This window comes from Aureimonas altamirensis (genome assembly GCF_001463885.1).
GTDB classification, from domain to species: domain Bacteria; phylum Pseudomonadota; class Alphaproteobacteria; order Rhizobiales; family Rhizobiaceae; genus Aureimonas; species Aureimonas altamirensis.
Window position 1 is genome coordinate 100,656 of the sequence record NZ_BBWQ01000022.1, and the last position, 25,696, is coordinate 126,351.

23 protein-coding genes and 1 tRNA gene are annotated in these 25,696 nt (G+C 65.0%); 7 read left to right on the forward strand and 17 right to left on the reverse strand.

Features of this window, described 5'->3' with window-relative positions; all coding sequences use genetic code 11:
* Nucleotides 1–46: 46 nt before the first annotated feature.
* The 3 genes from AUL31_RS17095 to AUL31_RS17105 are packed head-to-tail and all read right to left on the reverse strand — an operon-like array spanning nucleotide 47 to nucleotide 5,422.
* Nucleotides 47–3,226 carry an error-prone DNA polymerase gene (locus tag AUL31_RS17095; protein WP_039194727.1) on the reverse strand — a complete coding sequence of 1,060 codons (3,180 nt, stop codon included), beginning with the start codon at nucleotides 3,224–3,226 and terminating at the stop codon, nucleotides 47–49.
* A complete protein-coding gene (locus tag AUL31_RS17100) occupies nucleotides 3,223–4,746 on the reverse strand; it encodes a Y-family DNA polymerase (RefSeq protein ID WP_039194726.1) in 1,524 nt (507 codons plus the stop codon). The genes AUL31_RS17095 and AUL31_RS17100 overlap by 4 nt, the downstream gene beginning before the upstream one ends.
* Nucleotides 4,661–5,422 (reverse strand): ImuA family protein, encoded by a 762-nt coding sequence (locus AUL31_RS17105; protein WP_039194725.1) that lies wholly within the window; start codon nucleotides 5,420–5,422, stop codon nucleotides 4,661–4,663. The genes AUL31_RS17100 and AUL31_RS17105 overlap by 86 nt, the downstream gene beginning before the upstream one ends.
* 163 nt (nucleotides 5,423–5,585) lie before the next feature.
* Here AUL31_RS17105 and AUL31_RS17110 point away from each other — a divergent pair, with 163 nt between their 5' ends.
* Nucleotides 5,586–6,275, forward strand: a complete 690-nt coding sequence (locus AUL31_RS17110; RefSeq protein ID WP_039194724.1) for an SOS response-associated peptidase — start codon at nucleotides 5,586–5,588, stop codon at nucleotides 6,273–6,275.
* Between the two features lie 20 nt (nucleotides 6,276–6,295).
* Nucleotides 6,296–6,658, forward strand: coding sequence for a hypothetical protein (locus AUL31_RS17115; RefSeq protein WP_039194905.1), 363 nt, complete (start codon nucleotides 6,296–6,298; stop codon nucleotides 6,656–6,658).
* A 94-nt stretch (nucleotides 6,659–6,752) separates the two neighbouring features.
* On the opposite strand, the gene AUL31_RS17120 is transcribed toward AUL31_RS17115, so the two are convergent.
* The 5 genes from AUL31_RS17120 to AUL31_RS17140 all read right to left on the reverse strand — a co-directional run bounded on the left by AUL31_RS17120 (nucleotide 6,753) and on the right by AUL31_RS17140 (nucleotide 12,509).
* Nucleotides 6,753–10,166, reverse strand: coding sequence for a DEAD/DEAH box helicase (locus AUL31_RS17120; protein WP_050475054.1), 3,414 nt, complete (start codon nucleotides 10,164–10,166; stop codon nucleotides 6,753–6,755).
* Nucleotides 10,153–10,923, reverse strand: a complete 771-nt coding sequence (locus tag AUL31_RS17125) for a Hachiman antiphage defense system protein HamA (protein WP_052194942.1) — start codon at nucleotides 10,921–10,923, stop codon at nucleotides 10,153–10,155. Before AUL31_RS17125 ends, AUL31_RS17120 begins: the two co-directional genes overlap by 14 nt.
* Nucleotides 10,924–11,152: 229 nt before the next feature.
* On the reverse strand, nucleotides 11,153–11,629 hold the full coding sequence (locus tag AUL31_RS17130) for a thermonuclease family protein (protein WP_039194723.1): 477 nt from the start codon (nucleotides 11,627–11,629) through the stop codon (nucleotides 11,153–11,155).
* Nucleotides 11,630–11,695: 66 nt separating this feature from the next.
* Nucleotides 11,696–12,205 (reverse strand): GNAT family N-acetyltransferase, encoded by a 510-nt coding sequence (locus AUL31_RS17135; protein ID WP_039194721.1) that lies wholly within the window; start codon nucleotides 12,203–12,205, stop codon nucleotides 11,696–11,698.
* Between the two features lie 4 nt (nucleotides 12,206–12,209).
* Nucleotides 12,210–12,509 carry a type II toxin-antitoxin system TacA family antitoxin gene (locus tag AUL31_RS17140; RefSeq protein ID WP_039194720.1) on the reverse strand — a complete coding sequence of 100 codons (300 nt, stop codon included), beginning with the start codon at nucleotides 12,507–12,509 and terminating at the stop codon, nucleotides 12,210–12,212.
* A gap of 302 nt (nucleotides 12,510–12,811) precedes the next feature.
* Here AUL31_RS17140 and AUL31_RS17145 point away from each other — a divergent pair, with 302 nt between their 5' ends.
* The gene (locus AUL31_RS17145; protein WP_120443149.1) at nucleotides 12,812–13,003 is read left to right on the forward strand and encodes a hypothetical protein; all 192 of its coding nucleotides are present in this window, start codon (nucleotides 12,812–12,814) and stop codon (nucleotides 13,001–13,003) included.
* Nucleotides 13,004–13,022: 19 nt separating this feature from the next.
* Entirely contained in the window at nucleotides 13,023–14,675 is a 1,653-nt protein-coding gene (locus tag AUL31_RS17150) for a recombinase family protein (protein ID WP_073469449.1), read from the forward strand.
* Here AUL31_RS17150 and AUL31_RS17155 read toward each other — a convergent pair.
* The 4 genes from AUL31_RS17155 to panB form a co-directional block, all read right to left on the reverse strand.
* Nucleotides 14,632–14,708: transfer RNA gene (locus AUL31_RS17155), tRNA-Met, on the reverse strand. The two genes, AUL31_RS17150 and AUL31_RS17155, sit on opposite strands and share 44 nt — an antisense overlap.
* Nucleotides 14,709–14,914: 206 nt before the next feature.
* A complete protein-coding gene (locus AUL31_RS17160; RefSeq protein WP_060609307.1) occupies nucleotides 14,915–16,582 on the reverse strand; it encodes a long-chain-fatty-acid--CoA ligase in 1,668 nt (555 codons plus the stop codon).
* A gap of 84 nt (nucleotides 16,583–16,666) precedes the next feature.
* Nucleotides 16,667–17,584: a pantoate--beta-alanine ligase gene (panC, locus tag AUL31_RS17165; RefSeq protein WP_060609310.1), complete on the reverse strand. Its 918-nt coding sequence runs from the start codon at nucleotides 17,582–17,584 to the stop codon at nucleotides 16,667–16,669.
* A complete protein-coding gene (gene panB, locus AUL31_RS17170; RefSeq protein WP_060609313.1) occupies nucleotides 17,584–18,411 on the reverse strand; it encodes a 3-methyl-2-oxobutanoate hydroxymethyltransferase in 828 nt (275 codons plus the stop codon). The genes panC and panB overlap by 1 nt, the downstream gene beginning before the upstream one ends.
* A gap of 75 nt (nucleotides 18,412–18,486) precedes the next feature.
* Between panB and AUL31_RS17175 the strand changes: the two genes are divergently transcribed.
* Entirely contained in the window at nucleotides 18,487–19,404 is a 918-nt protein-coding gene (locus AUL31_RS17175; protein WP_060609317.1) for a class I SAM-dependent methyltransferase, read from the forward strand.
* Nucleotides 19,401–20,144, forward strand: coding sequence for a pseudouridine synthase (locus tag AUL31_RS17180; protein ID WP_060609320.1), 744 nt, complete (start codon nucleotides 19,401–19,403; stop codon nucleotides 20,142–20,144). The genes AUL31_RS17175 and AUL31_RS17180 overlap by 4 nt, the downstream gene beginning before the upstream one ends.
* Nucleotides 20,145–20,189: 45 nt before the next feature.
* Here AUL31_RS17180 and gndA read toward each other — a convergent pair whose 3' ends face one another.
* The 4 genes from gndA to AUL31_RS17200 all read right to left on the reverse strand — a co-directional run bounded on the left by gndA (nucleotide 20,190) and on the right by AUL31_RS17200 (nucleotide 23,840).
* The gene (gene gndA, locus AUL31_RS17185) at nucleotides 20,190–21,617 is read right to left on the reverse strand and encodes an NADP-dependent phosphogluconate dehydrogenase (protein ID WP_060609323.1); all 1,428 of its coding nucleotides are present in this window, start codon (nucleotides 21,615–21,617) and stop codon (nucleotides 20,190–20,192) included.
* Nucleotides 21,618–21,717: 100 nt separating this feature from the next.
* Entirely contained in the window at nucleotides 21,718–22,353 is a 636-nt protein-coding gene (locus tag AUL31_RS17190) for a TPM domain-containing protein (protein ID WP_060609328.1), read from the reverse strand.
* A 16-nt stretch (nucleotides 22,354–22,369) separates the two neighbouring features.
* Nucleotides 22,370–23,236 carry a TPM domain-containing protein gene (locus tag AUL31_RS17195; RefSeq protein WP_244489447.1) on the reverse strand — a complete coding sequence of 289 codons (867 nt, stop codon included), beginning with the start codon at nucleotides 23,234–23,236 and terminating at the stop codon, nucleotides 22,370–22,372.
* Between the two features lie 10 nt (nucleotides 23,237–23,246).
* Nucleotides 23,247–23,840: a LemA family protein gene (locus AUL31_RS17200; protein WP_244489453.1), complete on the reverse strand. Its 594-nt coding sequence runs from the start codon at nucleotides 23,838–23,840 to the stop codon at nucleotides 23,247–23,249.
* A gap of 425 nt (nucleotides 23,841–24,265) precedes the next feature.
* Between AUL31_RS17200 and AUL31_RS17205 the strand changes: the two genes are divergently transcribed.
* Entirely contained in the window at nucleotides 24,266–24,796 is a 531-nt protein-coding gene (locus tag AUL31_RS17205; protein WP_060609336.1) for a DUF992 domain-containing protein, read from the forward strand.
* 52 nt (nucleotides 24,797–24,848) lie between these two features.
* On the opposite strand, the gene fghA is transcribed toward AUL31_RS17205, so the two are convergent.
* A complete protein-coding gene (gene fghA / locus AUL31_RS17210) occupies nucleotides 24,849–25,685 on the reverse strand; it encodes an S-formylglutathione hydrolase (protein WP_060609339.1) in 837 nt (278 codons plus the stop codon).
* Between the last annotated feature and the right edge of the window lie 11 nt (nucleotides 25,686–25,696).

The window sequence follows — 25,696 nt, forward strand, 5'->3', positions numbered from 1 at the left end:
ATTCCTTGGTTCGAACCGATACCGCCTTCTGTCAAAGCCACCGGCTTTACCGGAAATCCCGCGCCTTCACCCTGATGCCGCCGGCCACCGGCCCCTGCTTCTCGGCCGCAGCCGCCTCGCGCTGCCCGACACTCGCCAGATCCCGCGACAGATCGACGATCCGATGGGCGACAAGATGCACGACCTCGCCCTCGCGCTGAACGCGGCCCCTCACGGCGATCATGCTCGATGAGAGAATGACCCGCCGATAGCGCTCGAAGACCTTTTGCCACACGACGAGATTGGCGATGCCGGTCTCGTCCTCGAGCGTGACGAACATGACGCCATTAGCCGAGCCGGGGCGTTGGCGCACCAGGACGATCCCTGCCGCCTCCAGCCAGCGCCGGTCGCGCGCCGCCATCGCCTCGGCGCAGCTGACGATCCGGCGCTTCGCCAGGTCCTCGCGCAGGAAGGAGACCGGATGGCGGCGCAGCGACAGGCCGATATGCCCGTAATCCTCGACCACCTCGCGACCGGCGGGCATCGCTCTCAGCGCGATCGCAGGCTCGTCGAGTTCCGGAACGGTCCGCCCCTCACGGTCCGAGGCGGCGGCGAAGAGCGGCAGTTCCTCGTCGCGCAGCCCCTTGATGGCCCATTGCGCCTCGCGCCGGGCGAGGCCGAAAGCCGGACGGAATCCATCGGCCGCGGCGATCTGATCGAGCGCCGCGACGGGAACGCCGGCCCGCCGCCAGAGATCGGCGATCGAGGTGAAATTCTCATCGCCCCGCGCCGCCACGATGGCGGCGGCATGGGCATTGGCGAGGCCCTTGACCATTCGCAGTCCAAGACGGACCGCGAGACGGCTTTCGTCGCCGGTCGGCTCCAGCGTGCAATCCCAGCGGGAGGCATTGATGCAGACCGGGCGGACCTCCACCCCATGCTCGCGGGCGTCGCGCACGATCTGGGCCGGCGCATAAAAGCCCATGGGCTGGGCGTTGAGGAGCGCGGCGCAGAAGACATCCGGGTGCCAGCATTTGAGCCAGGCCGAGGCATAAGCGATCAGCGCGAAGCTCGCCGCATGGCTTTCGGGAAAACCATAGGAGCCGAAGCCTTCGAGCTGCTGGAAGGTCCGGGCCGCGAACGGCTCCTCATAGCCGCGCGCGATCATCCCCGAGATCAGCCGGTCGCGGAACTTCGAGACGCCGCCGGTATGTTTGAAGGTCGCCATGCTCTTGCGCAGGAGATCGGCCTCGCCCGCGGTAAAGCCCGCGCATTCGATGGCGACGCGCATCGCCTGTTCCTGGAACAGCGGCACGCCGAGCGTCTTTCCCAGCACCTTCTCCAGCTCGGGCCGGGGATAATCGACCTCTTCCAGGCCCTCGCGCCGGCGCAGATAGGGATGAACCATATCGCCCTGGATCGGCCCCGGCCGCACGATCGCGACCTGCACCACCAGGTCGTAATAGGTCCGGGGTTTCAAGCGCGGCAGCATCGACATCTGCGCCCGGCTCTCGATCTGGAAGGTGCCGAGCGTATCGGCTTTGCGGATCATCGCATAGGTGCGCGGATCCTCGGCCGGGATCGACGCCAGATCGAGGTGGATATCCTTGTGCTCGGCCAACAGGTCCAGCCCCCGGCGCATGCAACTCAGCATGCCGAGCGCCAGGACATCGACCTTCATGAAGCGCAGCGCGTCGATATCGTCCTTGTCCCATTCGATGATCTGGCGCCCCTCCATCGCCGCGGGCTCGATGGGCACGAGATCGTCGAGCCGGTCATGGGTCAGCACGAAACCGCCCGGATGCTGCGACAGATGCCGCGGCGCGCCGCGAAGCTGGGCGGCCAGTTCGAGCGTCAGGCGCAACCGGCGATCCTCCGGATTGAGGTTGAGATCGCGGAGCTGCTGCTCGGTGACACCAGCCTCGGACCCGCCCCAGAGCTGGCCGGACAGCGTCTGGATCAGGTCTTCGGGAAGCCCCAGGGCCTTGCCCACGTCCCGCAGCGCGCCCTTGGAGCGATAGCGGATGACGGTGGCGGTCAGAGCGGCGCGCTCGCGGCCGTAATGCTCATAGACCCACTGGATCACCTCCTCGCGCCGCTCATGCTCGAAATCCACGTCGATATCGGGCGGCTCGCGGCGCTCCTCGGAGACGAAGCGCTCGAACAGGAGATCGTTGCGGCCGGGATCGATCGCGGTGATGCCGAGCACATAGCAGACGGCCGAGTTCGCCGCCGATCCGCGCCCCTGGCAGAGGATGCCGCGCGACCGGGCGAAGCGGACGATGCTGTTCACCGTGAGGAAGTAGGGCGCGTAATCGAGCTTGCCGATCAGGGCCAGCTCATGCTCCAGCGCGGCGGTCACCTCCTCGGGCACGCCCTCGGGATAGCGGTGTGCGGCGCCCTCCCAGGTCAGCCGCTCCAGGGTTTCCTGCGGGGTCAGCGCCTGGTCGTCGCGCTCTTCGGGATATTGATAGCGCAGCTCGTCGAGCGAGAAGCGGCAGCGATCCGCGATCTCACGCGTCCGGGCCAAAGCCTCGGGCCAGCGCGCGAAGAGCCGGTGCATTTCGGCGGGCGGCTTCAGATAGCGGTCGGCATGGCGCTCGCGCCGGGCGCCGAGCGCATCGACGGTGACATTGTGGCGGATCGCGGTGACGACATCCTGCAGGATGCGGCGGCCGGGTTCGTGGAAGAGCACGTCATTGGTCACCACGGTGGGCACGCCGATCCGCGCGGCGAGCGTCGACAGCTCCCAGAGGCGCATCTGGTCATTGGGCCGCCGCCGCAGCGTCAGGCCGAGATAGGCGCGATCGCCGAAAGAGTCGCGCAGGCGCCTCAGGCGCAAACCGCAGGTCTCGTCGGCAAGGTCCGGCACGAGGACCGCGATCAGCCCTTCGCCATAGGCGGTGAGATCGTCCCATTCGAGATGACAGCGCGCCTTGCCCGCCCGCCCCTTGCCCAGCGACAGGAGTCGGCAGAGCCGCGACCAGGCCGCCCGGTCGGTCGGATAGACCAGCGCCGACATGCCGCAGACGAGATCGAGGCGGCAGCCGACGATCAGCCGCACGCCCGCCTCCTTCGCCGCCTCATGGGCGCGCACGATACCGGCCAGCGTGTTGCGATCGGTCACGGCCATGGCCTCGATCCCCATCGCCGCGGCGGCAGCGAGCAGCTCCTCGGCCGCGGAGGCTCCGCGCAGGAAGGAGAAATTCGACGTCACCTGCAATTCGGCGTAGGCGGGCGCGCTCATCCGAAAATCCCGTGCAGGAACCAGCGATGCGAGCCGGTGGCGGCATCCTCGCCATCGCCGGAGCGGAAGATCCAGAAGCGTTCGCCGGCATCGTCCTCGACCCGGAAATAGTCCCGCACCGCGATCAGCTCGGCATCGCGCTTCCACCATTCCCCGAAGATGCGCTCCGGTCCGTCGGCCCGTCGGACCCGGCGACGCACGCCCTTCCAGGAGAACCAGTTCGGCGGATGGTCCGGCAGGAGCGCCATGGTCTCGATCGGCTCCGGCCGGGAGAGCAGCCGCGAAGGGCGCGGCCAATGGTCGGGCCAGCCCGCACCCGTATCCTCGGCGAGTGCCGGCAGACGACGGACCGAGCGCTCGGGCACATCGCTCGCCACCGGCGCGAAACGATAGACCGCCCGCGCGCCGACCCGATTGGCCAGCGTGTCGATCAGGCCGGACAGATCCGGCGCGCCCTCCTCGATCAGGCTGCTGGCCGCCTGCCGCAAAGGCAGGGGTTCGGCAAGGGTGGCGGTCAGCGACATGATCTCGATGCCGAAGCCCGGCGCGATGGTCTCGATCCTGTCGCAGAGAAGCCGGGTCAGGCGCGCGGAATCCCGCACCGGCATGGCCAGGCCGATGCGCACCGTCTCGATCCGGTTGTCGACCCGGTGGCAGAGCAGGTCGAGACGGCGCGCGCCAAGACCCCGCCCCTCGAGCGCCTCGCAGAGCGCCATGACCAGCTTGCGAATATAGCGCGCGATGGTCTCGGCGGCGCCGATGGGCTCTGCGAAGACGCGGCGAACCGAGACCAGCTCCTCGGGCCGGATCGGTTCGATGGGTTCGGCGATCTCGCCCAGGGCCTGATCGAGACGCCGGCAGAGCTCCGGGCCGAAGCGCCGGGTCAGAGGCGCGCGCGGCTGCCCGATCAGGTCGCCGATGCGGACAAAGCCGAGGTCGTTCAGCCCCGCCGCGATCGCGGGTGGCAGGCGCAGGGCTTGCAGCGGCAGCGGTGCGAGTCCTGGGATGGTTTCGCCGGGAGGAGTGACAAACAGCGGATCGGCCGCGTAGCGCGCCAGCGCATGGGCCGCGCCCCAGCTATCGGCGATGGCTGCGCGGGCGGTGACGCCGGACATGACAAGCCGCCCGGTCAGCGCCTCCAGCATGGCCGCCTCACCGCCATGCAGATGGTCGGCGCCGGTCGCGTCGATGACGATCCCGTCCGGCGCGTCGGCGGCGGCGATAGGTGAGAAGCGTTGCAGCACCCAGAGCGCGAGGCGTTCGAGGCTGTCCAGGTCGGCCCGCGGGTCGGCGGGCTCGATGTGGAGGCCGGGCACCATCGCCTGGGCCTTGGTGACAGGCATTCCGGCGCGCAGGCCGAGCGCCCGCGCGGCCGGATCGGCCGCCGTCACCACCCGGCGGTTCTTCTCCCTTCCGGCGATGACCAGCGGCGCCTCACCGGGCGGCGCTGCGTCGCCCGCCTTCCGCCGCAACCGGTCTGTCGGCCAGTTCGGCAGGAAGACAGAGATGACCCGAGCCATCGCACGCCTCCAGTTCGATATCGAGACATTCGCCCGCCCGCGCCCGGATCAGCTCGACCAGCCAGCGCGGCCGCCCGACGCCGGGAACTGGAAGGGACGAGGACGGCAGCGCCGAGATCCGCCAGCGGGTCATCGCCGCCGTCGGCTGCCCGAAATCGCTGGCCTCCGCCTGTCGCCGCCAGCGGCGCAACGCGATGCAGATCGTCGCCGAGCCTTTCGCGGCCAGATGCAGCCGCCGCGAGGCGGTCATCGGCAGGCGCGCGACGTCGCCCACGACCGCCCCCAGCCCGCCATGCCGCAGCCCTTCCTCCATACAGGCCAGAACGGCCTTGTCGTCTCCGGCTTCGACGAAGATCACCCGGCCGGGCGGCAGTCCGGCCTGCTCCAGCCCCGGTGCGAAGAGATCCTGTAGCGCCACGCACCAGAGCACCTGCCCGGTGGTGCGGGCGGCGATCCCGGCCGTGAAACAGGCCGCAGCCGCGCCATCCACCGCCCCGTTGCCGCCTCCGGCGACTTCATGGAGGCATCCGAGCGCCAGCCCGCCACCGGGCAGCTTGCGATCCAGCGGCGCGATCCCGAAGGGCAGCACCTCGTGCGGATGCGCGCCATCGCCTTCGAGCCGCGCGATGCGCGCCCGAAGGTCGGCAATGGCTGGGCTGTCGGCACGGCTGGGCATATGAGGATGGCGTCTCCGGGGCTTTGCACTGGTCGATTCCGTTGCTATGTTCTTTATTTGTTCTCTTACAGGTCGAGAGTCAATCTCGGCCATCCCGGAAGTGATCGACGGGGTGCAATGCCCTATGGTGACGTAAAGTATTCGCAAGGAGAGTGGCGGGGCGATGTGCAATCTCTATCGCATTACGACCAATCAGCAGGCGATCCGGGATTTCGTGGCAGCCACCCATGACAGTATCGGCAATCTCGAACCGTCGATGGACGTCTATCCCGACCGGCCGGCGCCGGTGGTGCGCAACACCGACGGCGGGCGGGAACTGGCCTCATTGACCTGGGGTATGCCCACGCCCGTCGAATATCTGAAATCCCGCGACGCGCCGGACACCGGCGTCACCAATATCCGCAACACGGCCAGCCCTCACTGGCGCAAATGGCTCGGGCTCGAGAATCGCTGCGTGGTCCCGGCCACCGCCTTTTCCGAATATGGGCAAAAGCCCGATCCAGTCACGAAGCGCAAACCGCTGCACTGGTTCGCCCTCGATGAGACCCAGCCCCTGTTCTTCTTCGCGGGAATCTGGACGCCGTGGCGCGGAACCCGCGGCTCGAACCGGACCCCGCGTCCGGGCGATCATCAACTGTTCGCCTTCCTGACGACCGAGGCCAATGGCGTGGTGAAGCCGATCCATCCGAAGGCCATGCCCGTCATTCTGACGAGCCACGAAGAAGTCGAGACCTGGCTGACCGCCGACTGGAACGAAGCCAAGACGCTGCAGCGGCCGCTGCCCGATGATCGGTTGGTGATCCTGGAAACGCCAGCCAATACAGCCGCCGATGGCATGTTGCCGGGCATCTGACAATGATCCGGAGGACGAACATGGGCCGGAAGGAAGAAGAACAGTTAGCGGCGACGCTCGCCAAGGCGATGGCGATGATCTGCGTCCGCAACAGCATGCTGGAGGACCTGCATGCCGGCCCGGTCCCGGTCACGAAGACCGGCGACTATTCCGATGTCTTCGTCATCGACGCCGACGGCAATCGCATTCCCTGGAGAACCGTGTCGAGGTTCGACGATGACGAGATGCGCGACCTGATGCGCCAGGTGGTCAATCGGCTCTACACGTTCCAGACCTGCTTCGCCGAGCCGCAGTTTCAGGCGTTGATCGACAAGTGGCTCGATGTTGCGCGCCACTGGGACGAGCCGGTCATCGACGAGCGCCTCGCGGGAAGGCCCAGCTAGCCGATCGTACGGACTGTCGGTGGGACGGCTGAGGTGATAGCCGCAGCGCGATTTCCCAAAGCGGCCCTCCGTAATCCTTGAAGCATTCGCGCGCTTAGGGCTCAGACCAAGACGCGTGGGAGCGACCATGCCGGCGAATGATCGCCTGAGGGCTGCCTTCATCAAAGCGAGCAGTCAGCACACTTGGAGCGGCGTCAACCATACTTTGCCCAAGCATGGCTACCACTTTGAAGTCAGGCGTAAGAACCCACACGGCATTGTCTGTTTCGTCGACCTCGACCCGATATGGACTGGCCGGAACCGGAACGATCTGCCGCGTCGCCGGTTCGATATTTATACGCCAGTCGCGCGAGGTCCAACGCTGGCTGATGCGGTTCAGCATCTCGGCCCTGAATGCTTTCCAAATGTCGTTGGTCGCTGGCGTTGGCCAGTCTCCGGCATCTGTCATCGCGACAACTTCATTGGTTTCGAGCCAGACAACGAGACCATCGTTATCGATGAAAATCGGATCCTGATCATTAATTGCGGCGAGGGCCGCGGCTCTTGAAGGAAGTCCGGCGCGCACAAGCATCGCCATCGTGTAGCGCGGCAGCCCGGCCTCAAGACAGGCAGCGGCTGTGCCGGCAATGATCTCGGGTTGCCAGCCAAGCGCAACCCTTCGGGTACGAAGTGCCTCCAGCGCCCAGACGAGCCGATACGTAAATACGTCCTCGATGAAACGCATGTTGTCCGGCCCGATCTCGTGCACTGGCGTTCCGGAAACCCACGCGGCCAGGATCTCGCGCCAATTGCCCGGCAGAGGATCGTCAGGAACAAAGGGGCGGATAGCGAGTAAGCGCTCCGCAAGCGTGGTAAGCGATGCAACGAGCACCTCGCTATCGCCGGGCAACGCTGCCTCGTCGGCTTGGTCGAGCAACACGGCGAGCTCGTCGGCCATCGCGTCGAGTGTCAATCCGGACTCAAGCCCAACACCCATCGCAAAATGACCGCGCCTTTGATCGGCGTTCGTCTGCGACCAGATCAGCCCCGAGCGCGCCCTGAACAATTCAAGCTGGCGCTCACGCAGGTCATCGCCACGGCGGGCAAGCTGCCGCGCCCAAAGCGAACCGTTCAGCGACTCGTCGATGAGCCGCGGCAAGTCCGCATCATCAGCATCCAGCGCTTCGACAAGACCAAGGATCGCGTGATCGAGTTTCTCTAGCAGAAGCTCGAAAGGCTCGTCGTCTTCCTCGTCGACATGGATGTTCCAGGCATCTCGGTTGTTGGCGAGATACTCAAAGGCGTCGTCTCGACTTAGCGTCCCGCTGCGCGCCAGACGATTGAGAATTTCGCTGGCGATCTGAATAAGCCCGCTCTCAAGCGTCCGGGCCCTTGATGCGTTCACAAGCTCGCGCCATGCCTGCCTGCGCCAACGCAGCGGTTCGAACATTACGTGGATCACAAGCCCTTCGAGATCGACGAAGGCGCGTCCGGCGCGCCCCGCGACGTTCGCAAATTCCTCGCCGGTGAGGGGAGTTCCCGCGCGATACAGGGTCGGCACAAGCAGGACCGCTGCGTTGAGATTAAGCCCCTGGGCGAGGGTCGGCGATGCGATAGTCACAGTTAGAACGCCTTCGTTTAGCAGGCGTTCGACCTCGCGAAGGAAAGGGTTAGGTAAACGCGCGTGATGAATGGCCACGCCCAGTTCAAGGCAGCGGACGGCCGGATGCTCTGCACCTAGCCATTCAGCCCCAACCGATTTCGCCCTCTCTATTGCGCCTTCGTCAGCAAGAAGTGGAGCGATGAAGCCACGCCGGGCGAGGTCGACAATGCGCGTTGCGTAGCTCTCGACATGATCCCGCTGCGTACAGAATACCAATGTGCGCTTGCCCTCATCGGCAAACTGCCATGCCGCAGCAATGGTCAACTCGGGATTGTCTCTGGGAAACGGCGTTCGACGCGGAGCGATGGGAGGCTGCTCCGTGACAAAGTTCTGGATGAAGGGTCCGTCATCATCAAGATCGAATGTCAGGCGCGCTCCCTGTCCGCCCCACGCCAGCGTTCCGAAACGCTGACGGGTCGGCCGCCAGCTTGATTTCACCGCTTCGCCCTCGGCATCGCTACGCACCCACGCCGTCAGATCTTCGAGTTGTTCGCCATCGGGCAGGATCGCCGACAGGCAGACGATACGCCGGTCGACCGCGTCCGCGCGGCGCAGAAGCCTTTGCACGAGAATTTCGTAGCGGAGCTCGCGCTCGCTCGGCCCTATCAGATGTCCCTCATCCAGAACGATCAATCCGATATCATCCAGCAATTGCGGATTGCTTCTTAGCGCGAAGTCCAGCTTTTCCGGCGTCGCAATAACGATGTCGTGCGAGCGCAGTGCGTCCTGGTCTCCCGGCATTGCGCCGCTCGCACCGTAGAGCGAGGACACCGAAAATCCGAGAGGACCGAACGTCTTGCGAAAGGACCGCTCGGTCTGCGCCGACAGTGCCCGCAGCGGCGTCACGAGCAACACCCGCTTCTCTGCACTGAGCGACATGAGGGTGCAGATTTCCGCGACGCGGGTCTTTCCAGCACTCGTCGGCAGAGCCACCACGAGATCATCAGTCAAATCGGTTGCGCGGCGCGCCGCGCCGATCTGCGAAGGCCAGAGCTCAACCTCGGCCGTCTTGCGCGCATAAAGCGACGCAAGAAACATCTCCCGCAGCGCGGCATAACCATCCGTGCCGGCTGGCCCGATTTGAGGCAGCACATGGTGGAGGCTATTGCCCCAGAGATCGTCAATTAAATTTCGGGCTACGCGGATGATCCACCAATGGGATACCGCACCGACATTGCTGGCCACTCTCAGAGCGCGCCGGAGTATTGATAGCGCTCCGTCGTGCATAGCGGTATCGCCGGTGAGCAACGCGAATTCGAAGAACGCGAAAGCTCTGAAGACCGCCGTAGTCAGCATGATCGACAAGATGTCGTCGATCTCCTGATCGCCGACCTCGAGAGCAGCTTGGAGAGCATCGTCGCCGTATTCAGGATTGCGCAGCCAGGATCGCGCCTCGTCACGCAGAGTCCCGAGATCACTAAGGAGTAGCCGTACGATCACGCGTTCTGCGGGCGCAAGATTCGCTTCTTCTTCGGCCTGAGACATCAGCGAGAACGCCATCGCTGCGTACCCCGCGAGATGGTACGAGGCCGCGCCCATCACACGCCAGAAGCCACGCTGGGAGAGTTCCGGTGACCCGTTGCGGACAAGGGCCTCGAAGGCATTGCCAGCCTTGAGAAAGCCCTCGCGCCATATTGCTGGGTCGCCCTCGCCCCGCTCCCGCAGGGCGAGCGATGCACGGAGCAAAGAGAATCCATACTCGGACAAATCGGTGTCGAGACTCACCGCGAAAGCCGGAGCACCCTCGGGAAGTTGGCCGGCCCTCCTAATGATCGCCCGCGCGTCACCCCGTGCTTGAAGCCGACCGCGTACCGTCGGCTGCGCCATCACTTCGATAAATTCCTGAAGCTCCTCAATCGTTTCCAAGGCTCTCGGCCTCTTCATAAATCCAGGCGATGAACTCCTGGTGGTCGTTTATGCGGAGGTTCACCGAGATATGGCCGTGGTCACCGCCAGCACCTGCAAGATCGGCTTCGAGGTCGGCGCGCCGGTCGTTGCCGGTTAACGTGAACAGTCCATGCGTGACATCACGCGCCCGAATCGTGCCTCTGCCGACAGCATTGCGGATTTGGCGACCTAGCGCCTCGTCTTCTTCGCTCCCCTCCAGCAACCTATCGGCTACAAACAGTAGGGAGATCGGCGTGGGACGGCCATCGTCGTCATTGAGCCGGGCACGAGCGGCGTTTATCACACCTGCGGCCATCGCCTGACCGCTCTTGGCCTCGCCCTTCAGATAGGCAAGGCGTCCATCTACCTCCTCGATGCCGAGGAAATCATCGCCGCGCAGGGCCATTTCGCGACCGTCCTTGTAGCGCAGGCGGCGAACGGGGATCCGGAATCCAGTCTGGTGCTCCACAAACTCCGTAGCCAATATCTCGCCTACTTCGCCGGACCGCGTTCTGGCGTCGGTCGGCAAGCGCTCGCGAAGAATGGCAGCAGCGCCGGGGAATCCCAGCTCGGCAATGTCGTCGGCAATGTGCCGCGGATCGTCGTAGTGAGCGCGGACACGCTCCATGAGGTCCGCCTGGACTGCGACTCTACCGCCACCTCTCTCGCCAAGCACAAAGAGGCGCTTTGTTTCGCCGTGCTCCGCCTCCTCGATGTTCAGCCAGTCTTCAATCATAAATATTTGTTATCAGGCCCTGATGACTGAAGAAAGCAACCACGAACATGTAGCTTCTTACCGTAGCCATCAACTTCGGAGGTGACGCGCCGAATGGCTGATGTTCCGTGCGTGCCTCCGGATGTTGCACCTGCGAGGTTGGAAACTGCGCGTACGCAGCAACAAGGCGCATTGTCAGCATAACTGGCATCTCACCTCGCCGCTCCACGCGCGGTTCGCATTGCCGCACCTACCGGCTGCACCACCATTCATCGCCGTCAGGCCAGGAGCGAGCCAGCCCTTCTTCGATCAGGATGTCGCCGATGTCGCGACCACCGATTCTGATCGTCACGAGCGTCCGCGTGCCGGTGTTATCCCGCTCTCCATATTCGACAGTCCAGTTATGCGAGTTCAGCAGCTCGATCACCCGGTCGCTGGCTCGGTGTGCCAGCGCGACTTCGGCCTCGCCACCGCAGATGTGGGTTTGCGGTTCCGGGGTGTCATATCCCTCCATGCGCAGCTTTTCCCCGTCAATCCAGATCGTGTCACCGTCGACGAGACAATATTCGTCAGCGGTGCGCGCCTGACCGGGAACGCACTTCGCAATCTGCGGCCGAGGCTGAGCCTGGGCAGGTTCCGGCAGGCCGCCGACCGCCCAAGATAGAGCGAGGGAAAGCACGAACATCTGCCAGCGGAATGTGGACAATGGGGGGAGACGAATTTGCATGGGCAGATCTGGTCTACTGCAATCTGAGTGAACGGGCGGATCGCTGGGGTGAGGCCAGCCAAGCATTCAACCTCCAGCCTCACCGAGCGAGGCCGCGATGTCGTTGATCGATCGGAGCAGAACCAGGGGATCATCCCTGGACGGCTCAAAGCCGCGCCGCCTCCAGAATTCGGCGGCTTCACCATCGACGGCATTGACCAACAAGGCCCGTCCGCCGATCAGCGAAGCGGCCTGAACGCAGCGCTGGAGGGCGTGCTTCACAAGACCGGTCCCGATGCCCAGCCCTGCCCAACCCGTATCGGTCGCGAGCTGGCCGAGTAGCATGCACGGGACCGGATTGGGTGGCTGCCCCGTCCGGATCGAACGCGGCAGCACCGATGGCACAACGGCGGTCGGCGCCAGGCCATAGTAACCGACCACGCGTCCGGCCTCGTGCACGACAAGGACGGCGGTGAAGCCCTTCTGCTGATTGGAGAGGGCGCGCGTCTTCAGCCAGTGGTCAAGCGTGGGCTTGCCACAGGAGAAATCAGACACATCGTGAGCGGCGGTAAGCGGTTCGGGGCCTGACAGTTGCAATGGCTTACCGCTTCGCCACGTAGCCGGGCTCCCACGGCGCGGGCCGTTTCAGAACTTCGACCATCTCCGGAACGGGAGCGGCCGGACGCGCCAGCACATCCATGAACTCAGCGAAGCCCTCTGGACTCATCCGGATCAGCCCCTGCTCCATGACGACCTCCTCGGCCGCGCGCACTGCGGCGTCGCGCACGAAATCGGTGCGCGAGCGGCCGCGCAGGCTCGCTGCGCGATCGATCATTGCGACATCCGCCTCGGGCAGGCGCATCGAGATCGGATATTCCTTGCGTTCGGCGGTCGTGGCCATGGCGAATCTCCTTGGTCGGTATATAGCGCCTTGTATCGCGAATTACAATACGCTAGGGTTGCGTCAACAGTCAATGACCTCACGAGGAGAGGCGACGAGGCCAATGATGACCGGGTCAGCGAGGGATTCCGATAGGTTATTTTGCTACGCAAAGGCACGCCCGGCTGCGCTTGGCCACGCCATGGCACGATTGCCCGCGCCAATCGCCGCCGAATATTCGCCTTCAATTTCCGTTGCTTATGCTTCCCTCGGGGCGAATGCTGCAAGCTATGACCTTGCGAGCCCCAGGAAACCCGGCAAAGATGACAGGAGGAGAGCGCGAAGCGCTGCTCGAATCCTTGCTGCTGGACGCGCCGGAGCTGACGTTTACGCCGCGTGGCAATCCCGACCCTCGCCTTCTGCGTCTGGTCGGCATCCTGGCGAGGCAGGCGGCGCAGGAGTGCTATGCAGAGGAAGTGAAGATGTCACGGCAAAGGAGGAAGCGCTCCTCCTGATACGGACGGGAGCCAGGTTTTGAAAGTCGCGATCTACGCCCGCTATTCTTCCGACAATCAACGCGACGCCTCCATCGCCGACCAGTTCCGTATGTGCCGTCTCCATGCCGAGAAGCAGGGCTGGCATATCGTCGAGGAGTATTCGGACCACGCGATCTCCGGCGCCTCGCTGATCCGCCCAGGCATTCAGGCGCTCATGGCCGACGCAATGGGCGGCCGTTTCGACCTGATCCTGGCCGAAGCGATGGACCGCCTCTCCCGCGATCAGGAAGACATCGCGGGCATCTTCAAGCGCATGTCCTATGCCGACGTGAAGATGTTCACCCTGTCGGAAGGCGAGGTGACGCATCTGCATGTCGGTCTCAAGGGCACGATGAATGCGCTGTTCCTGAAGGATCTGGCCGACAAGACCCGCCGCGGGCAGCGCGGCCGCGTCGAGGCGGGCAAATCGGGTGGTGGCAATGCCTATGGCTACGATGTGGTCAAGAAACTCGATGCGAACGGCGAGCCGATCCGCGGCGATCGCACCATCAACGAGTTCCAGGCCGAGGTGGTCCGCCGCATCTTCCGCGACTACGCCGCCGGCAAGTCGGCCAAGACCATCGCCTTCGCCCTGAACAAGGAAGGCATTCCCGCTCCGTCAGGCGGCGATTGGGGGTTCAGCACGATCAACGGCAACCCGAAACGGGGCAATGGCATCCTCAACAATGAGATGTATATCGGCAAGATCGTCTGGAACCGGCAGCGCTTCGTCAAGGATCCGAACACCGGCAAGCGGCAGGCCCGCCCCAACCCGGAAGAGGAATGGGTCATCCAGGAAACGCCGGAGCTGCGCATCCTCGATGACGATCTCTGGAACGCCGTGAAGGCGCGGCAGGAGAAGAACAAGATCGCCCGGAAGGAAAACGGCGAGGCCGATCTCTCCCGGATCAATACCCGCCGCCGCCCCAAATACCTCTTCTCGGGATTGACCAAATGTTCCTGCTGTGGTGGCGGCTATTCCGCGATCTCGGCGACGCTGATCGGATGTGCGACGGCGCGCAACAAGGGGACCTGCGACAACCGGGTCAACATCCGCCGCGACGAGTTGGAAGCGCGTGTGCTGAACGCACTGCGTACCAAACTCGTCGATCCGGAGCTCTTCACCCATTTCTGCGAGGTCTTCACGCAGGAGATGAACCGGCTGCGCATGGAGGGCCGCGCCGAGATCGCGTCGGCCGAGGCGGAGATTGCGAAGATCGATCGGGAACTCGAGACCCTCCTCAATTTGATACTGAAGGGTGGGGCCGCTGACGCGCTCAACGCGAAGATGGTGGCGATTGAGAAACGCAAGAAGGAACTTGAACTGTTCCTGGCCGAAGCCGACGAGCCGCCACCCCTGCTGCACCCGAGCATGGCACTGCAATACCGCAAGCGGGTCCAACAGCTTTACGACGCCCTGCAGGACGAAGACGAGGGGAAGCGGATCGAGGCCGCCGACACGCTGCGCTCGCTCGTGGATCAGATCGAGCTGACGCCGGTCGACGGCAAGGTGGAGATCGCCGTTCAGGGCGATCTCGCTGGAATCCTTACGATTTCCACGCAAAGCAAAAACCCCGCAGCGGGGGCTACGGGGTCGCAAGTAAAGATGGTTGCGGGGGCAGGATTTGAACCTGCGACCTTCAGGTTATGAGCCTGACGAGCTACCGGGCTGCTCCACCCCGCGTCACCGATGCAAGCGCTTTTGCGCTGCGGTGATGCGGATATAAGCGACACTTTGATGAATGAAAAGGCCGAATCGCCGTGGCGAGGCAAAAAACTTGCGGGTGCCGCGAAGAGCCCCCCGCAGCCCATGCCTGTACCCCGTCCCCCGAATTAAGACATGGAGCGGCCGCCGGCACAAGCCGGTGCCGCCAATCCTAGGTTTTCCGCCTAGTTTCGCAGTTCGCGGCGCAGCACCTTGCCGACATTGGTCTTCGGCAGTTCATCCCGGAACTCGACAACCTTCGGTCGCTTGTAGCCCGTCAGATTATCGCGGCAGAACGCCTTTACCGCCTCCTCGGTGACGGACGAATCGTTCGTGACCACGAAGAGCTTGACCACCTCGCCGGAATTCTCGTCCTCCATGCCGATGGCGGCCGCCTCCACAATGCCCGGCATGCGGGTGACCACGTCTTCGACCTCGTTGGGATAGACGTTGAAGCCGGACACGTTGATCATGTCCTTCTTGCGGTCGACGATTTTGGTAGCGCCCGTCTCGTCCATGACGCCGATATCGCCCGTCAGGAAGTAACCGTCCTTGGTGAAGGACTTCTTCGTATCGTCCGGCCGGTTCCAGTAGCCCGCCGTGACCTGTGGGCCCTTGATGGCCAGTTCGCCACGCTCGCCGACCGGCAGCGGGTTGCCATCATCGTCCACGATACGGCAGTCGGTGGACGGCACCGGATAGCCGATCGTGCCGGTATACTGCGTCTCGGTTACGATATTGCAGCAGGCCACGGGTGCCGTCTCCGACAGGCCATAGCCCTGGCAGATGGTGCAACCCGTTACCTGCTGCCACAGATCGGCCGTCGCGCCCTGCACCGCCATGCCGCCGCCAACCGAAATGCGCAGCGAAGACCAGTCGACGCTCCTCGCATCCGGATGGCGGGCTATCGCGCCGAACAGCGTGTTCACGGCCGGGAAGAGGTGGAAGGGCTGCGCCTTCAACTCTTTGATCACGGCAGGAATGTCGCGCGGGTTGATGATGAGGATGTTGCATCCGCCCTGCCGCATCGACAGCATCATATTCACCGTGAAGCCGAAGATATGATACAGCGGCAGCGCGCAGATCGTGTTCGTCTGCTCGCCGGCCGGCACGTTACGCATGGCCGGCTCGTGCCACAGCTCCGACTGGATGACGTTGGAGACGAGATTGCGGTGCGACAGGATACACCCCTTGGAAACACCCGTGGTGCCGCCCGTATATTGCAGGCTGGCCATGTCGTCGGCCGCCGGGGCAACGCGCTCGAAGGTCGACGCAGCGCCGGTCCTGATCGCGTGGTTCCAGCGCTCGGCCTCGGGCAGTTCGTAAGCCGGCACCATCTTCTTGACCCGGCGCAGAACGAAATTGACGATCGTGCCCTTAAGCATGGGCAGCATATCGCCCACCGATGCGACGATCACATGCTCCACCGGGACATCCGGCAGGCACTTCTGCAGCGTCGTCGCCATGTTTTCCAGGATGACGATGGCGCGCGCGCCGGAATCGGTCAGCTGATGCTTGAGCTCGCGCGGGGTGTAGAGCGGATTGGTATTCACCACCACCATGCCGGCGCGCAGCACGCCGGCCACCGCTACGGGATATTGCAGGACGTTCGGCATCATCAGCGCCACGCGGTCGCCGCGCTTCAGGCCCTTCGCCTGCAGATAGGCCGCGAAATTGCGCGAGGCGACGTCCATCTCGCGGTAGGTGATCGAGCGACCCATGAACTTGAAGACAGGGCGATCCGCGAAACGCTTGAACGAATCTTCCAGAAGATCGACCAGCGAGGCAAACGGCAGTTCGGGCACCTCGGCCGGTACGCCCTCCGGATAGTACTGCAGCCACGGCTTGTTCATGAGTTTCGGCACCTCCCAGTTTCCGATACCCAATCGATACAGGCAAAAAGCGCCGTCGAAAAGGTAATTTACGTAAGCGTAAGATCAGACCGTCGTGACCGGCCTGTCGCCTGCAGCCTCATCGCTGGAGGGCAATTCGGCCGCGTTCGTGCGGATCACCTCCACATTGTCGATCAGCCGGACGTCGCCCAGCCAGGCCGCCGCGAGAATGCGCGCTGGCACGTTGCCCAACCTCTGCACGGGCGCAAGGCTGGCCTCGTCCCGCAATTCGAGATATTCCACCGCCCTGAAGCCGCCGGCCAGGACCGAACCCTGAGCCTTTGCAAGCGTAGCGGCCACATCCGCACCGGCCCCGATGGCGCCCGCCGCCGCAAACAGCGCTTCCGGTAGCGCCCTGGCGACGATGCGCTCCGGCGCCGACAGGCGCCGGTTGCGGCTGGACATGGCAAGCCCGTCTTCCTCGCGAACCGTTCCGCAGGCGACGATGCGCGTCGGAAGGTCAAGGTCCGAAACCATCCGCCGCACGACCATCAGTTGCTGGAAATCCTTCTCGCCGAAGAAGGCGCGGTCGGCCGCCGTCTGGATCAAGAGCTTGGCGACCACAGTCGCCACGCCATCGAAATGGCCGGGCCGGAACGCGCCGCATAATCCGTCGCTGACGCCGGCTACCGATACGGTCGTGGCGAAGCCCTCGGGATACATCTCGGCCCCGTCCGGCACATAGAGAACGTGCACCCCCAGCGGCGCCAGCATGGCCGCATCGGCCTCTTCCGTGCGGGGATAGGCCGCCAGATCCGCCGGGTTGTTGAACTGACGGGGATTGACGAAGAGCGTCACGACCACCCTGTCGGTCTCGGCAAGAGCCCGGCGAGCAAGGCTTAGATGCCCTTCGTGCAGAGCGCCCATCGTGGGCACTACGCCGACCGTCAGCCCGCTCTGCTTCCAGTCGTGTATCATGGCGCGCAGCGCGCGCCGGCTGCGAACGATCGCCACCCCGCCCATCAGACTGCGCCCGCCTTTTCGCCGAACGTATGCTCGGCCGCAGGAAAACGCCCCTCCCGCACATCGCGGACATAGGCGGCAATAGCGTCTTCAGCGGCCGTGCCGAGCTCGGCGTAGCGACGCACGAATTTCGGCTGGAAATCGGCGAACACGCCGAGGATGTCGTCGAGAACGAGAATTTGGCCGTCGCAAGCCGGCGATGCGCCGATGCCGATGGTGGGCACCGGCAGGCGCTGTGTGATCTCCCGCGCGAGCGGCTCCACCACCTTTTCCAGCACCACGGCGAAGGCGCCGGCCTCGGCCATGGCGACCGCATCCGCCAGGATCCTGTCGCGCGCCGCGCCACGCCCCTGCACCTTGTAGCCGCCAAAGCTCTGCACCCTTTGCGGCACAAGCCCGACATGGGCGCACACGGGAATGCCCCGTGCCGTCAGGAAGGCGACCGTCTCGGCCATCTCGACACCCCCCTCCAGCTTGACTGCCGCGCATCCCGTTTCGGCCATCACACGCGCCGAAGCCTCGAAGGCCTGCCGGGGCCCGCCCTCATAGCTGCCGAAGGGCAGGTCCACCACCACCAGCGCACGCGCCGCGCCGCGCATCACCGCCTTGCCGTGCAGGATCATCATGTCCAGCGTCACGCCCAGCGTGTTGGGCAGGCCATGCACGACCATGCCGAGGCTGTCGCCCACCAGGATCAGATCGCAATGCCGGTCGGCCAGGCGCGCCATCGGTGTCGTATAGGCCGTCAGGCAGGCGATCTTTTCGCCGCCCTTGCGGGCGATCAGCTCTGGCGGCGTGATCGATCTGATCTTCGCATCCACGCTCACGTCCGGTCCCTCCCCGCTTCGAGATTGGGGCTTCCCCGCCCCGCGAGGCTGCCTTATAGGGCAGGTGTGACCAATATGACAGAAGCTCCTATCGATGCGCGTTACGGCGCACCGCCGCCCGACCTTGTTGCGGACGACGCATCGGGACCGCGCATCCAGCTTTCGCCGTTCGCGCCCGGCTCGACGGCACTGGAGACCGTTCCGGACGGCGGCCTCGCATCCCTCGTCATGCTGGCGCCGCCCGGCTCGCTCGAGCGGCGCTACGTCCTGGCGCACGGGCTGCGTGCCTTGGCGCCGGGTGGCCGGCTGGTGGCACTCGCACCGAAGGACAAGGGCGGCGCCCGCCTGGCGGGAGAGCTGCAGGCCTTCGGTTGCGCCCCTGCCGAAAGCTTCCGGCGTCGTCACCGCATCTGCATCCTCGACCGGCCGGCCGGCGACCTGAACCTCCAGCCTGCGTTGGACGAGGGGGCTCCGCGCATCGCACCCGAGCTCGACCTCTGGTCGCAACCGGGTGTCTTCTCGTGGGACAGGCTCGATCCCGGCAGCCGTCTGCTGATGGATGTGCTGCCGCCACTGGCCGGCAACGGCGCCGATCTCGGTTGCGGCATCGGCATTCTCAGCCGACACGTCCTGCGCTCGGAAAAGGTCGAAAGCCTTGCCCTCGTGGATATCGACCGGCGGGCCGTTGACTGTGCGCGGCGCAACGTCACCGATCCGCGCGCGTCGTTCCTGTGGGCCGATGCGCTGGCACAGCCGCTTGGCCCGCTGGACTTCGTCGTCTGCAATCCTCCGTTCCATGCCGAGGGCAGCGAAAGCCGCGAACTGGGGCAGGACTTCATCCGCGCCGCGCGGCGCGCCCTGTGCAAGGGCGGCACCTTATGGCTGGTCGCCAACCGGCACCTGCCCTACGAGGCCGTCCTGGGAGCTGCGTTCCGCCGGGTGGAAGCACGCGCCGACAAGGGCGGCTACAAGGTCGTCGAGGCCGTGGCATGAGCGGCAAGACGCCAACCGCCCGGCTGGACAAGCTCCTGGCCAATCTCGGCTATGGCTCGCGCCGTGAAATCCAGATGCTGGCCAGGAACGGCCATATCCTCATGGACGGCGCCCCCTTCCAGGCCGCCGACACCCGCATCGCCCTGACGCCGGACCTCGAAGACCGCCTGATCGTGGACGGCGAGCGGCTGGACCCGTTGCCGGGTGTCGTCCTGGCGATGCACAAGCCGCTCGGTGTCACCTGCTCGCACAAGGAAGCGGGGCCGCTCGTCTACGACCTCCTGCCCGCGCGGTGGCGCCGGCGCGATCCGGCCTTGTCCACCGTCGGGCGGCTGGACAAGGAAACCTCCGGACTGCTTCTCCTGACCGATGACGGCGCCTTCCTGCACAAGGTCATCGCGCCGCGCAGCCATGTGGACAAACGATATCGCGCTGTGCTTGCGCGCCCGCTGCGCGGAGACGAAAGCGAAATCTTTGCCGCCGGTACCTTGCTGCTGGAGGGCGAGGACAAGCCGCTCCTGCCGGCGACCTTCGAGGCGGTCGGCGAACGGGAAGCCTACCTGACCGTCAGCGAGGGCCGCTACCACCAGGTGCGCCGCATGTTTGCCGCGCTCGGCAACCATGTCGAAGAGCTGCACCGGGACAGGCTGGGCGGCCTTGCCTTGCCCGATGATCTCGCGCCCGGGACCTACCGCCCCCTCGACGCAACCGAAAAGGCCGCGATCTTTTCGGGCCGATAAAAAAGGGGCCGCGTTGGCGGCCCCTGAGCGTGTCGCAGCGACGGATCAGACCGCCGGCCACTGATGGTGGAAGACCCCGTCCTTGTCGGTGCGGTGGAATGTGTGCGCACCGAACAGGTCGCGCTGGGCCTGCGTCAGGTTGGTGGTGCCGCGCCCGCGACGGTAATCGTCGAAATAGGACAGGGCCGCCGCCAACGCCGGAACGGCGATGCCGGCCAGGGCTGCCTTGGCCACGACACGGCGCAACGCGCTTTCACCCGCGCTCACCCGCGCTACGAATTCCGGTGCATGCAAGAGGTTTGCCGGCGGCTCCGCGCCGTCATACGCCTTGGTGATGTCATCCAGGAACTGCGAGCGGATAATGCAGCCGGCACGCCAGATGCGGGCGATCTCGCCAAGCGGCAGGTTCCAGGAATGCTCGGCCGACGCCGCCGTCAACACCGCGAAACCCTGCGCGTAGGCGATGATCTTGGCTGTTTCCAGCGCGGCTTCCAGCTCGTTCAGGCCGTCCTTGTCGCCATGGAACTCGGCCTTGGCGGACGCCACCGAGGAATAGAGGCTTTCGGTCAGCTCGCGCTCGGCCTTGCGGGACGACACGCTGCGCGCCGACACGGCGGCCTCGATGGTGGTGGCGCCGACGCCCAGCTTCTGCGATTCGATGACGGACCAGCGGCCCGTGCCTTTCTGTCCGGCCTCGTCCAGGATCACGTCCACCATCGGCTTGCCGGTGTCGGAATCCTTTTCGGCCAGCGTCACCGCGGTGATCTCGACGAGATAGGAGGACAGGCCGCGCGTGTTCCAGTCGGCGAAGATGTCGGCCATCTCGCCGGCCGCAAGCCCCAGGCCATCGCGCAGGATGCCGTAGATCTCGGCGATCATCTGCATGTCGGCATATTCGATGCCGTTATGGATGGTCTTTACGAAATGGCCGGCGCCATCCGGCCCAAGCCACGCCACGCAGGGCTCGCCCTCGTATTTGGCCGAGATCGGCTCGAGGATCGGCTGCAGCGACGCATAGGTTTCGCGGGCGCCGCCCACCATCATCGAAGGGCCGTGCCGCGCGCCGAGTTCGCCGCCGGAAACGCCCATGCCGACGAAGTGAAACGGGGTCTCCTCGACCAGCCTGGAGCGGCGCAGCGTGTCGTTGAAATCGGCATTGCCGGCATCGATGATGATGTCGCCCGGCGACAGGAGCGGCATGATGCGCTGCATCTCTTCGTCGACGATGGGGCCGGCCGGCACCATGAACAAGACGAGGCGCGGCGCCTTCAGCCGCGACAGGAAATCCTCAATCGAGTCGGTCGGGACGATGTTCTGGCCGATCTCGCCGTTCTCGTCGCGCAGGGCATATCCCTTCTCGACGGTGCGGTTGTTGACGGCGACCTTGAACCCCTTCTCGGCCATGTTGAGCGCCAGATTGGCCCCCATGGTTCCGAGGCCCAGAACGCCGATATCGGCAATACGCTCGCTCATTGATGAGACTCCGAGTTGCAAATTCTGCGGTTGTATCGATCCTGCGGCAGCCGCCGTCAATCGCCAATACCGCGGCCCCCGGCAAAAGCGCCGGGCGTTTTCAGATTTCCACCAGCCGGTCGGGTATCTCGTTCAGGCCGGCATCGTCCTGCGGAAAATGCTGCGCCAGCAACGCCCCGGCGGCCGCGATGGCCTCCACGAAACCTTCGGCCAGGCTGTCGTCGCGGCCGGCGCGGATGAGCGTATCGACGATTTCAGTCCAGGCTTCCGGCGGCACGCGGGCGGCGATGCCGTCATCGGCGATCACCTCGGCATAATGCTCCGCCTCCGACAGGAACAGAAGCACGCCCGTGCGCCCTGCCGTGGAGTGCAGATTATGGGCCAGGAACTGCTCCCGCGCGACCCGGGCCGCCGCCATCCGCGCCAGGAAACCCGGCACGAACAGGCGGCGCAGCCGTGGCGCGAACCGCAGCAAGGCCAGCAGAAGGCATGCACCGACGACCTGCCCGAAGGCGAGGTCCACCGCCGCCACGGCATGCCCGGCAAGGGCCGCAAGCACAGCGGCAAGAAAGCCGGAAACAATGCAGAGCGCCATCGCCACCGCATAGGAGATGGGCGTCACATCGGCACTTGCCCGGGCGAAGACCGCGTAGATTTCGCCGCTGGTGCCGTTTTCGGCGCGCGCGATGGAAGCGGCGACGCGGTCGTGATCCTGTTTCGTGAAACGCAGCGGCATGGGGCTCTCTCCTGTCTTACCAGCTTCCGGAGGCGCCACCGCCCCCGAAAGAGCCGCCGCCGCCGGAAAAGCCACCGCCGGAAGATCCGCCGCCCCAGCCGCCACCGGCCATGCCACCGCCTGCCATGCCGCCGCCCCAGTATCCCGCGTTGCCGCGCCTGCGCCGGCCCGACCGCCCGCCGAACTCCATTCCCATGAACCTGCGGCGTCCGCCCGGCAGTTTCGTTCCGAACATCTGCGCCAGCATCATCAGCACCACTGGGCCGAAGGCCGTGGCCAGGATGAACAGCACGACGGCAAGGCTTATCCAGTCGTCGACGCCCTCGCCGTTCCAGCCGGCGTTGCGCTCGGCGCGCGCCCGGACCTCGTCTGCGTTGCCCGACAGGATGGAGACGATGGCGTCGGCCCCCGCGGCGATGCCGCCGGCAAAGTCGGCGCTGCGGAAGCGGGGGAGGATGTCATTCTCGATGACGATGCGGGACAGCGCGTCGGTCAAGGTTCCTTCCAGCCCGTAGCCGACCTCGATGCGCACCTGGCGCTCGTCCCGCGCGACAAGCAGCAAAACGCCGTTGTTTTCGCCCTCCTGGCCGATACCCCAGTGCCGCGCCAGCCGGTTTGCGAAGTCCGCGATCTCGTAGCCCTGCAGGTTCGGCACCGTGGCCACGACGAGCTGGTCGGACGATGACGCCTCATGCGCGGCCAGCCGCGCTTGCAGTGCCTCGGCCTGCGCACGCGTCATCATGCCGGCGGCATCGACCACCCGCCCGCTGAGCACGGGAAAATCCTGTGCGAAGGCCTGCGGGGACAAGAGCGCCAGCACCAGGGCCAGCATGACGCCCCATGTGCGGGCAAAGCGCCCGAGCGTGTCCATGGACCGTGTCACGCCGGGCGGCTCAATTGGTGCCGAAGTTGACGCTGGGCGGGGTCGCGGCACCTTCGGTGGCCTCGAACGCCTGCATCGGCTCGGCCTCGGGATAGAGAATACCCGCGATCCAGCGGCCGGGAATGGTGCGCAACTCCGTGTTGTAGACGCGAACCCGCTCGATATAGTCCCGCCGCGCCACGGCGATCCGGTTTTCAGTGCCTTCGAGCTGGCTTTGCAGGGCCAGGAAGTTCTGGTTGGACTTCAGGTCCGGATAGCGCTCGACGGTCACCAGCAGGCGCGACAGCGCGCCGGACAGCTCGTTCTGCGCGGCCTGGAACCGCTCGACGGCGGCCGGGTCGGTCAACTGGTCGGCGTTGATGGTGGTCTGCGTGGCCTTGGCGCGCGCCTCCACCACCGCTGTCAAAACCTCGCGCTCCTGCGCGGCGAAGCCGCGCACCGTCTCGACCAGGTTGGGAATCAGGTCGGCGCGGCGCTGATACTGGTTCTGCACCTCGGCCCATGCGGCCTTGGCTTGCTCTTCGTAGGTCGGAACGTTGTTGACGCCGCAGGCGCCTAGCAGCGGCAGAAGAACTGCCAGCAGCACCCATGCAAGGGGGCGCATTGGACGACCACCGGTCAGGGAAATGGCATTCGACATGGACGAGTCGCCTCAAGCAGATGGATCATCCCACCATACAGCGCGTTCGACGGCGGGTGTAGTGCGCCGGCACAGATCACCCCAGGAAGATGTGCCGGCCGAGGCACACCAAAAGGATGATGATGCACCACAGCGATGCGGAAGCGGTCACGATCCACATCAGATTGCTCATGGAGGCGCATCCCCTTCCGCTCCTTGTCGAGCGCATTGGACACCAAACCGGTGTACCGTTCGCAAACCGAAAGGGTTTCCAAACAGGAAAGATCGTCCATCGAGTGCACCGCAAAAATCCAGCGGGATCGAACTCCTTTCCAAATTGTTAATAGCATCGAATACCTGTCGGGCCTCGTCCAGGCCATGCGGGTCTTACGATCGAACAGGAGTTGGACATGAAGCGCATTCTTGCTGCCGCCGTCTTTGCCCAGGCCGCCCTTATGGGCCCCACCATCGCCCATGCCGCCGATATCGGGGGCTATGCACCGGCCGAACCCTACCCCGAAGTCGTCGAGCGCGATGGCGTGCGCATCGGCTACCTGACCTGCGATGTCGGCGGTGGTGTCGGCTACGTCCTGGGCTCCGCCAAATCCTTGGATTGCACGTTCCAGTCCACCACCGGCGCGCGCACATCGGAAGTCTACACCGGCGTCATGCGCAAGATGGGCGTGGACCTCGGCTTCACCACGCGCGGACAGCTCGTCTGGGCCGTCTTCGCGCCTACCGCCGGCTACCACAAGGGCTCTTTGAGCGGCGTCTATCAGGGTGCGACCGTGGAAGCGACGCTGGGCGCCGGCGCCGGTGCCAATCTTCTGATCGGCGGCACCGCCGGCTCCATTCAGCTTCAGACGATCAGCGTCAGCGGCCAGCTCGGCCTGAACGCGGCAGCCACCGGCACGTCGGTGACGTTGACGCCGGCGGCCTGAACCGCATTGAAATCGCCATGCCGCGCCTTGGCGCGCGGCATGGCCAGACAGGTCAGCGGTTCAGCCGCGCGGCATGCCAGGCGATGTGGTCGTCCATGAAGGTGGATATGAAGCTGTAGGAGTGGTCGTACCCCTCCCGCATGTTCAGCGTCAGCGGAATGCCGGCCTTTTCGCACGCGGCCTTCAGAATATTGGGCTTCAGCCCCGTTTCCAGGAACTGGTCCGCCGTTCCCTGGTCCACCAGAAATTCGGGAAACCGCTTGCCGTCCTCGATCAGCAGGCATGTGTCGTACTGACGCCAGGCCATCGCATCGTGGCCAAGATACTTTTCCAGCGCCGGCCGCGACCAGTCCGCCGTGGTGGGATGGACGATGGGCGCAAAGGCGCTGCAGCTACGATAGAGCTCGGGATTTTTAAGGGCGATCGTCATGGCGCCGTGGCCGCCCATGGAGTGGCCGAAAATGCCGTGCCGCGCAACGTCGGCCGGAAAGTTGACCGCAACAAGTGATGGCAGCTCGTCCACCACATAGGAGTACATGCGGTAATTGTCGCGCCATGGCGCCTCTGTCGCATCGACATAGAAGCCGGCGCCCGATCCCATCTGCCAGTTGTCCCCCTCGTCCGGCACGTTCGGCCCGCGCGGGCTGGTGTCCGGCAACACGATGATCAACCGGTGCTCGGCCGCCGCGCGGCGAAACTCTCCCTTGTCCATCGCATTCTGGTGCGTGCAGGTCAGCCCCGACAGATAGGTCAGGACAGGCAGCTTCTCGCCGGGCGCATGCTCCGGCACGAAGACCGCGAACGTCATTTCGCAGTCGGTGGTGCGGGACTGGTGGCGATACACCCCTTGCGTTCCGCCATGCGCCTTCGACGTCGACACCAGATCCATCGCGAATATCC

What these genes read in the sequence shown, in the direction of transcription:
- AUL31_RS17095 (WP_039194727.1), bottom strand. Translation starts at nt 3,226, where the DNA reads ATGAGCGCGCCCGCCTACGCCGAATTGCAGGTGACGTCGAATTTCTCC.
- AUL31_RS17100 (WP_039194726.1), bottom strand. Translation starts at nt 4,746, where the DNA reads ATGGCTCGGGTCATCTCTGTCTTCCTGCCGAACTGGCCGACAGACCGG.
- AUL31_RS17105 (WP_039194725.1), bottom strand. Translation starts at nt 5,422, where the DNA reads ATGCCCAGCCGTGCCGACAGCCCAGCCATTGCCGACCTTCGGGCGCGC.
- AUL31_RS17110 (WP_039194724.1), top strand. Translation starts at nt 5,586, where the DNA reads ATGTGCAATCTCTATCGCATTACGACCAATCAGCAGGCGATCCGGGAT.
- AUL31_RS17115 (WP_039194905.1), top strand. Translation starts at nt 6,296, where the DNA reads ATGGGCCGGAAGGAAGAAGAACAGTTAGCGGCGACGCTCGCCAAGGCG.
- AUL31_RS17125 (WP_052194942.1), bottom strand. Translation starts at nt 10,923, where the DNA reads ATGATTGAAGACTGGCTGAACATCGAGGAGGCGGAGCACGGCGAAACA.
- AUL31_RS17130 (WP_039194723.1), bottom strand. Translation starts at nt 11,629, where the DNA reads ATGCAAATTCGTCTCCCCCCATTGTCCACATTCCGCTGGCAGATGTTC.
- AUL31_RS17140 (WP_039194720.1), bottom strand. Translation starts at nt 12,509, where the DNA reads ATGGCCACGACCGCCGAACGCAAGGAATATCCGATCTCGATGCGCCTG.
- AUL31_RS17145 (WP_120443149.1), top strand. Translation starts at nt 12,812, where the DNA reads ATGACAGGAGGAGAGCGCGAAGCGCTGCTCGAATCCTTGCTGCTGGAC.
- AUL31_RS17160 (WP_060609307.1), bottom strand. Translation starts at nt 16,582, where the DNA reads ATGAACAAGCCGTGGCTGCAGTACTATCCGGAGGGCGTACCGGCCGAG.
- panC (WP_060609310.1), bottom strand. Translation starts at nt 17,584, where the DNA reads ATGGGCGGGGTGGCGATCGTTCGCAGCCGGCGCGCGCTGCGCGCCATG.
- AUL31_RS17175 (WP_060609317.1), top strand. Translation starts at nt 18,487, where the DNA reads ATGACAGAAGCTCCTATCGATGCGCGTTACGGCGCACCGCCGCCCGAC.
- AUL31_RS17180 (WP_060609320.1), top strand. Translation starts at nt 19,401, where the DNA reads ATGAGCGGCAAGACGCCAACCGCCCGGCTGGACAAGCTCCTGGCCAAT.
- gndA (WP_060609323.1), bottom strand. Translation starts at nt 21,617, where the DNA reads ATGAGCGAGCGTATTGCCGATATCGGCGTTCTGGGCCTCGGAACCATG.
- AUL31_RS17190 (WP_060609328.1), bottom strand. Translation starts at nt 22,353, where the DNA reads ATGCCGCTGCGTTTCACGAAACAGGATCACGACCGCGTCGCCGCTTCC.
- AUL31_RS17200 (WP_244489453.1), bottom strand. Translation starts at nt 23,840, where the DNA reads ATGCGCCCCCTTGCATGGGTGCTGCTGGCAGTTCTTCTGCCGCTGCTA.
- AUL31_RS17205 (WP_060609336.1), top strand. Translation starts at nt 24,266, where the DNA reads ATGAAGCGCATTCTTGCTGCCGCCGTCTTTGCCCAGGCCGCCCTTATG.
- fghA (WP_060609339.1), bottom strand. Translation starts at nt 25,685, where the DNA reads ATGGATCTGGTGTCGACGTCGAAGGCGCATGGCGGAACGCAAGGGGTG.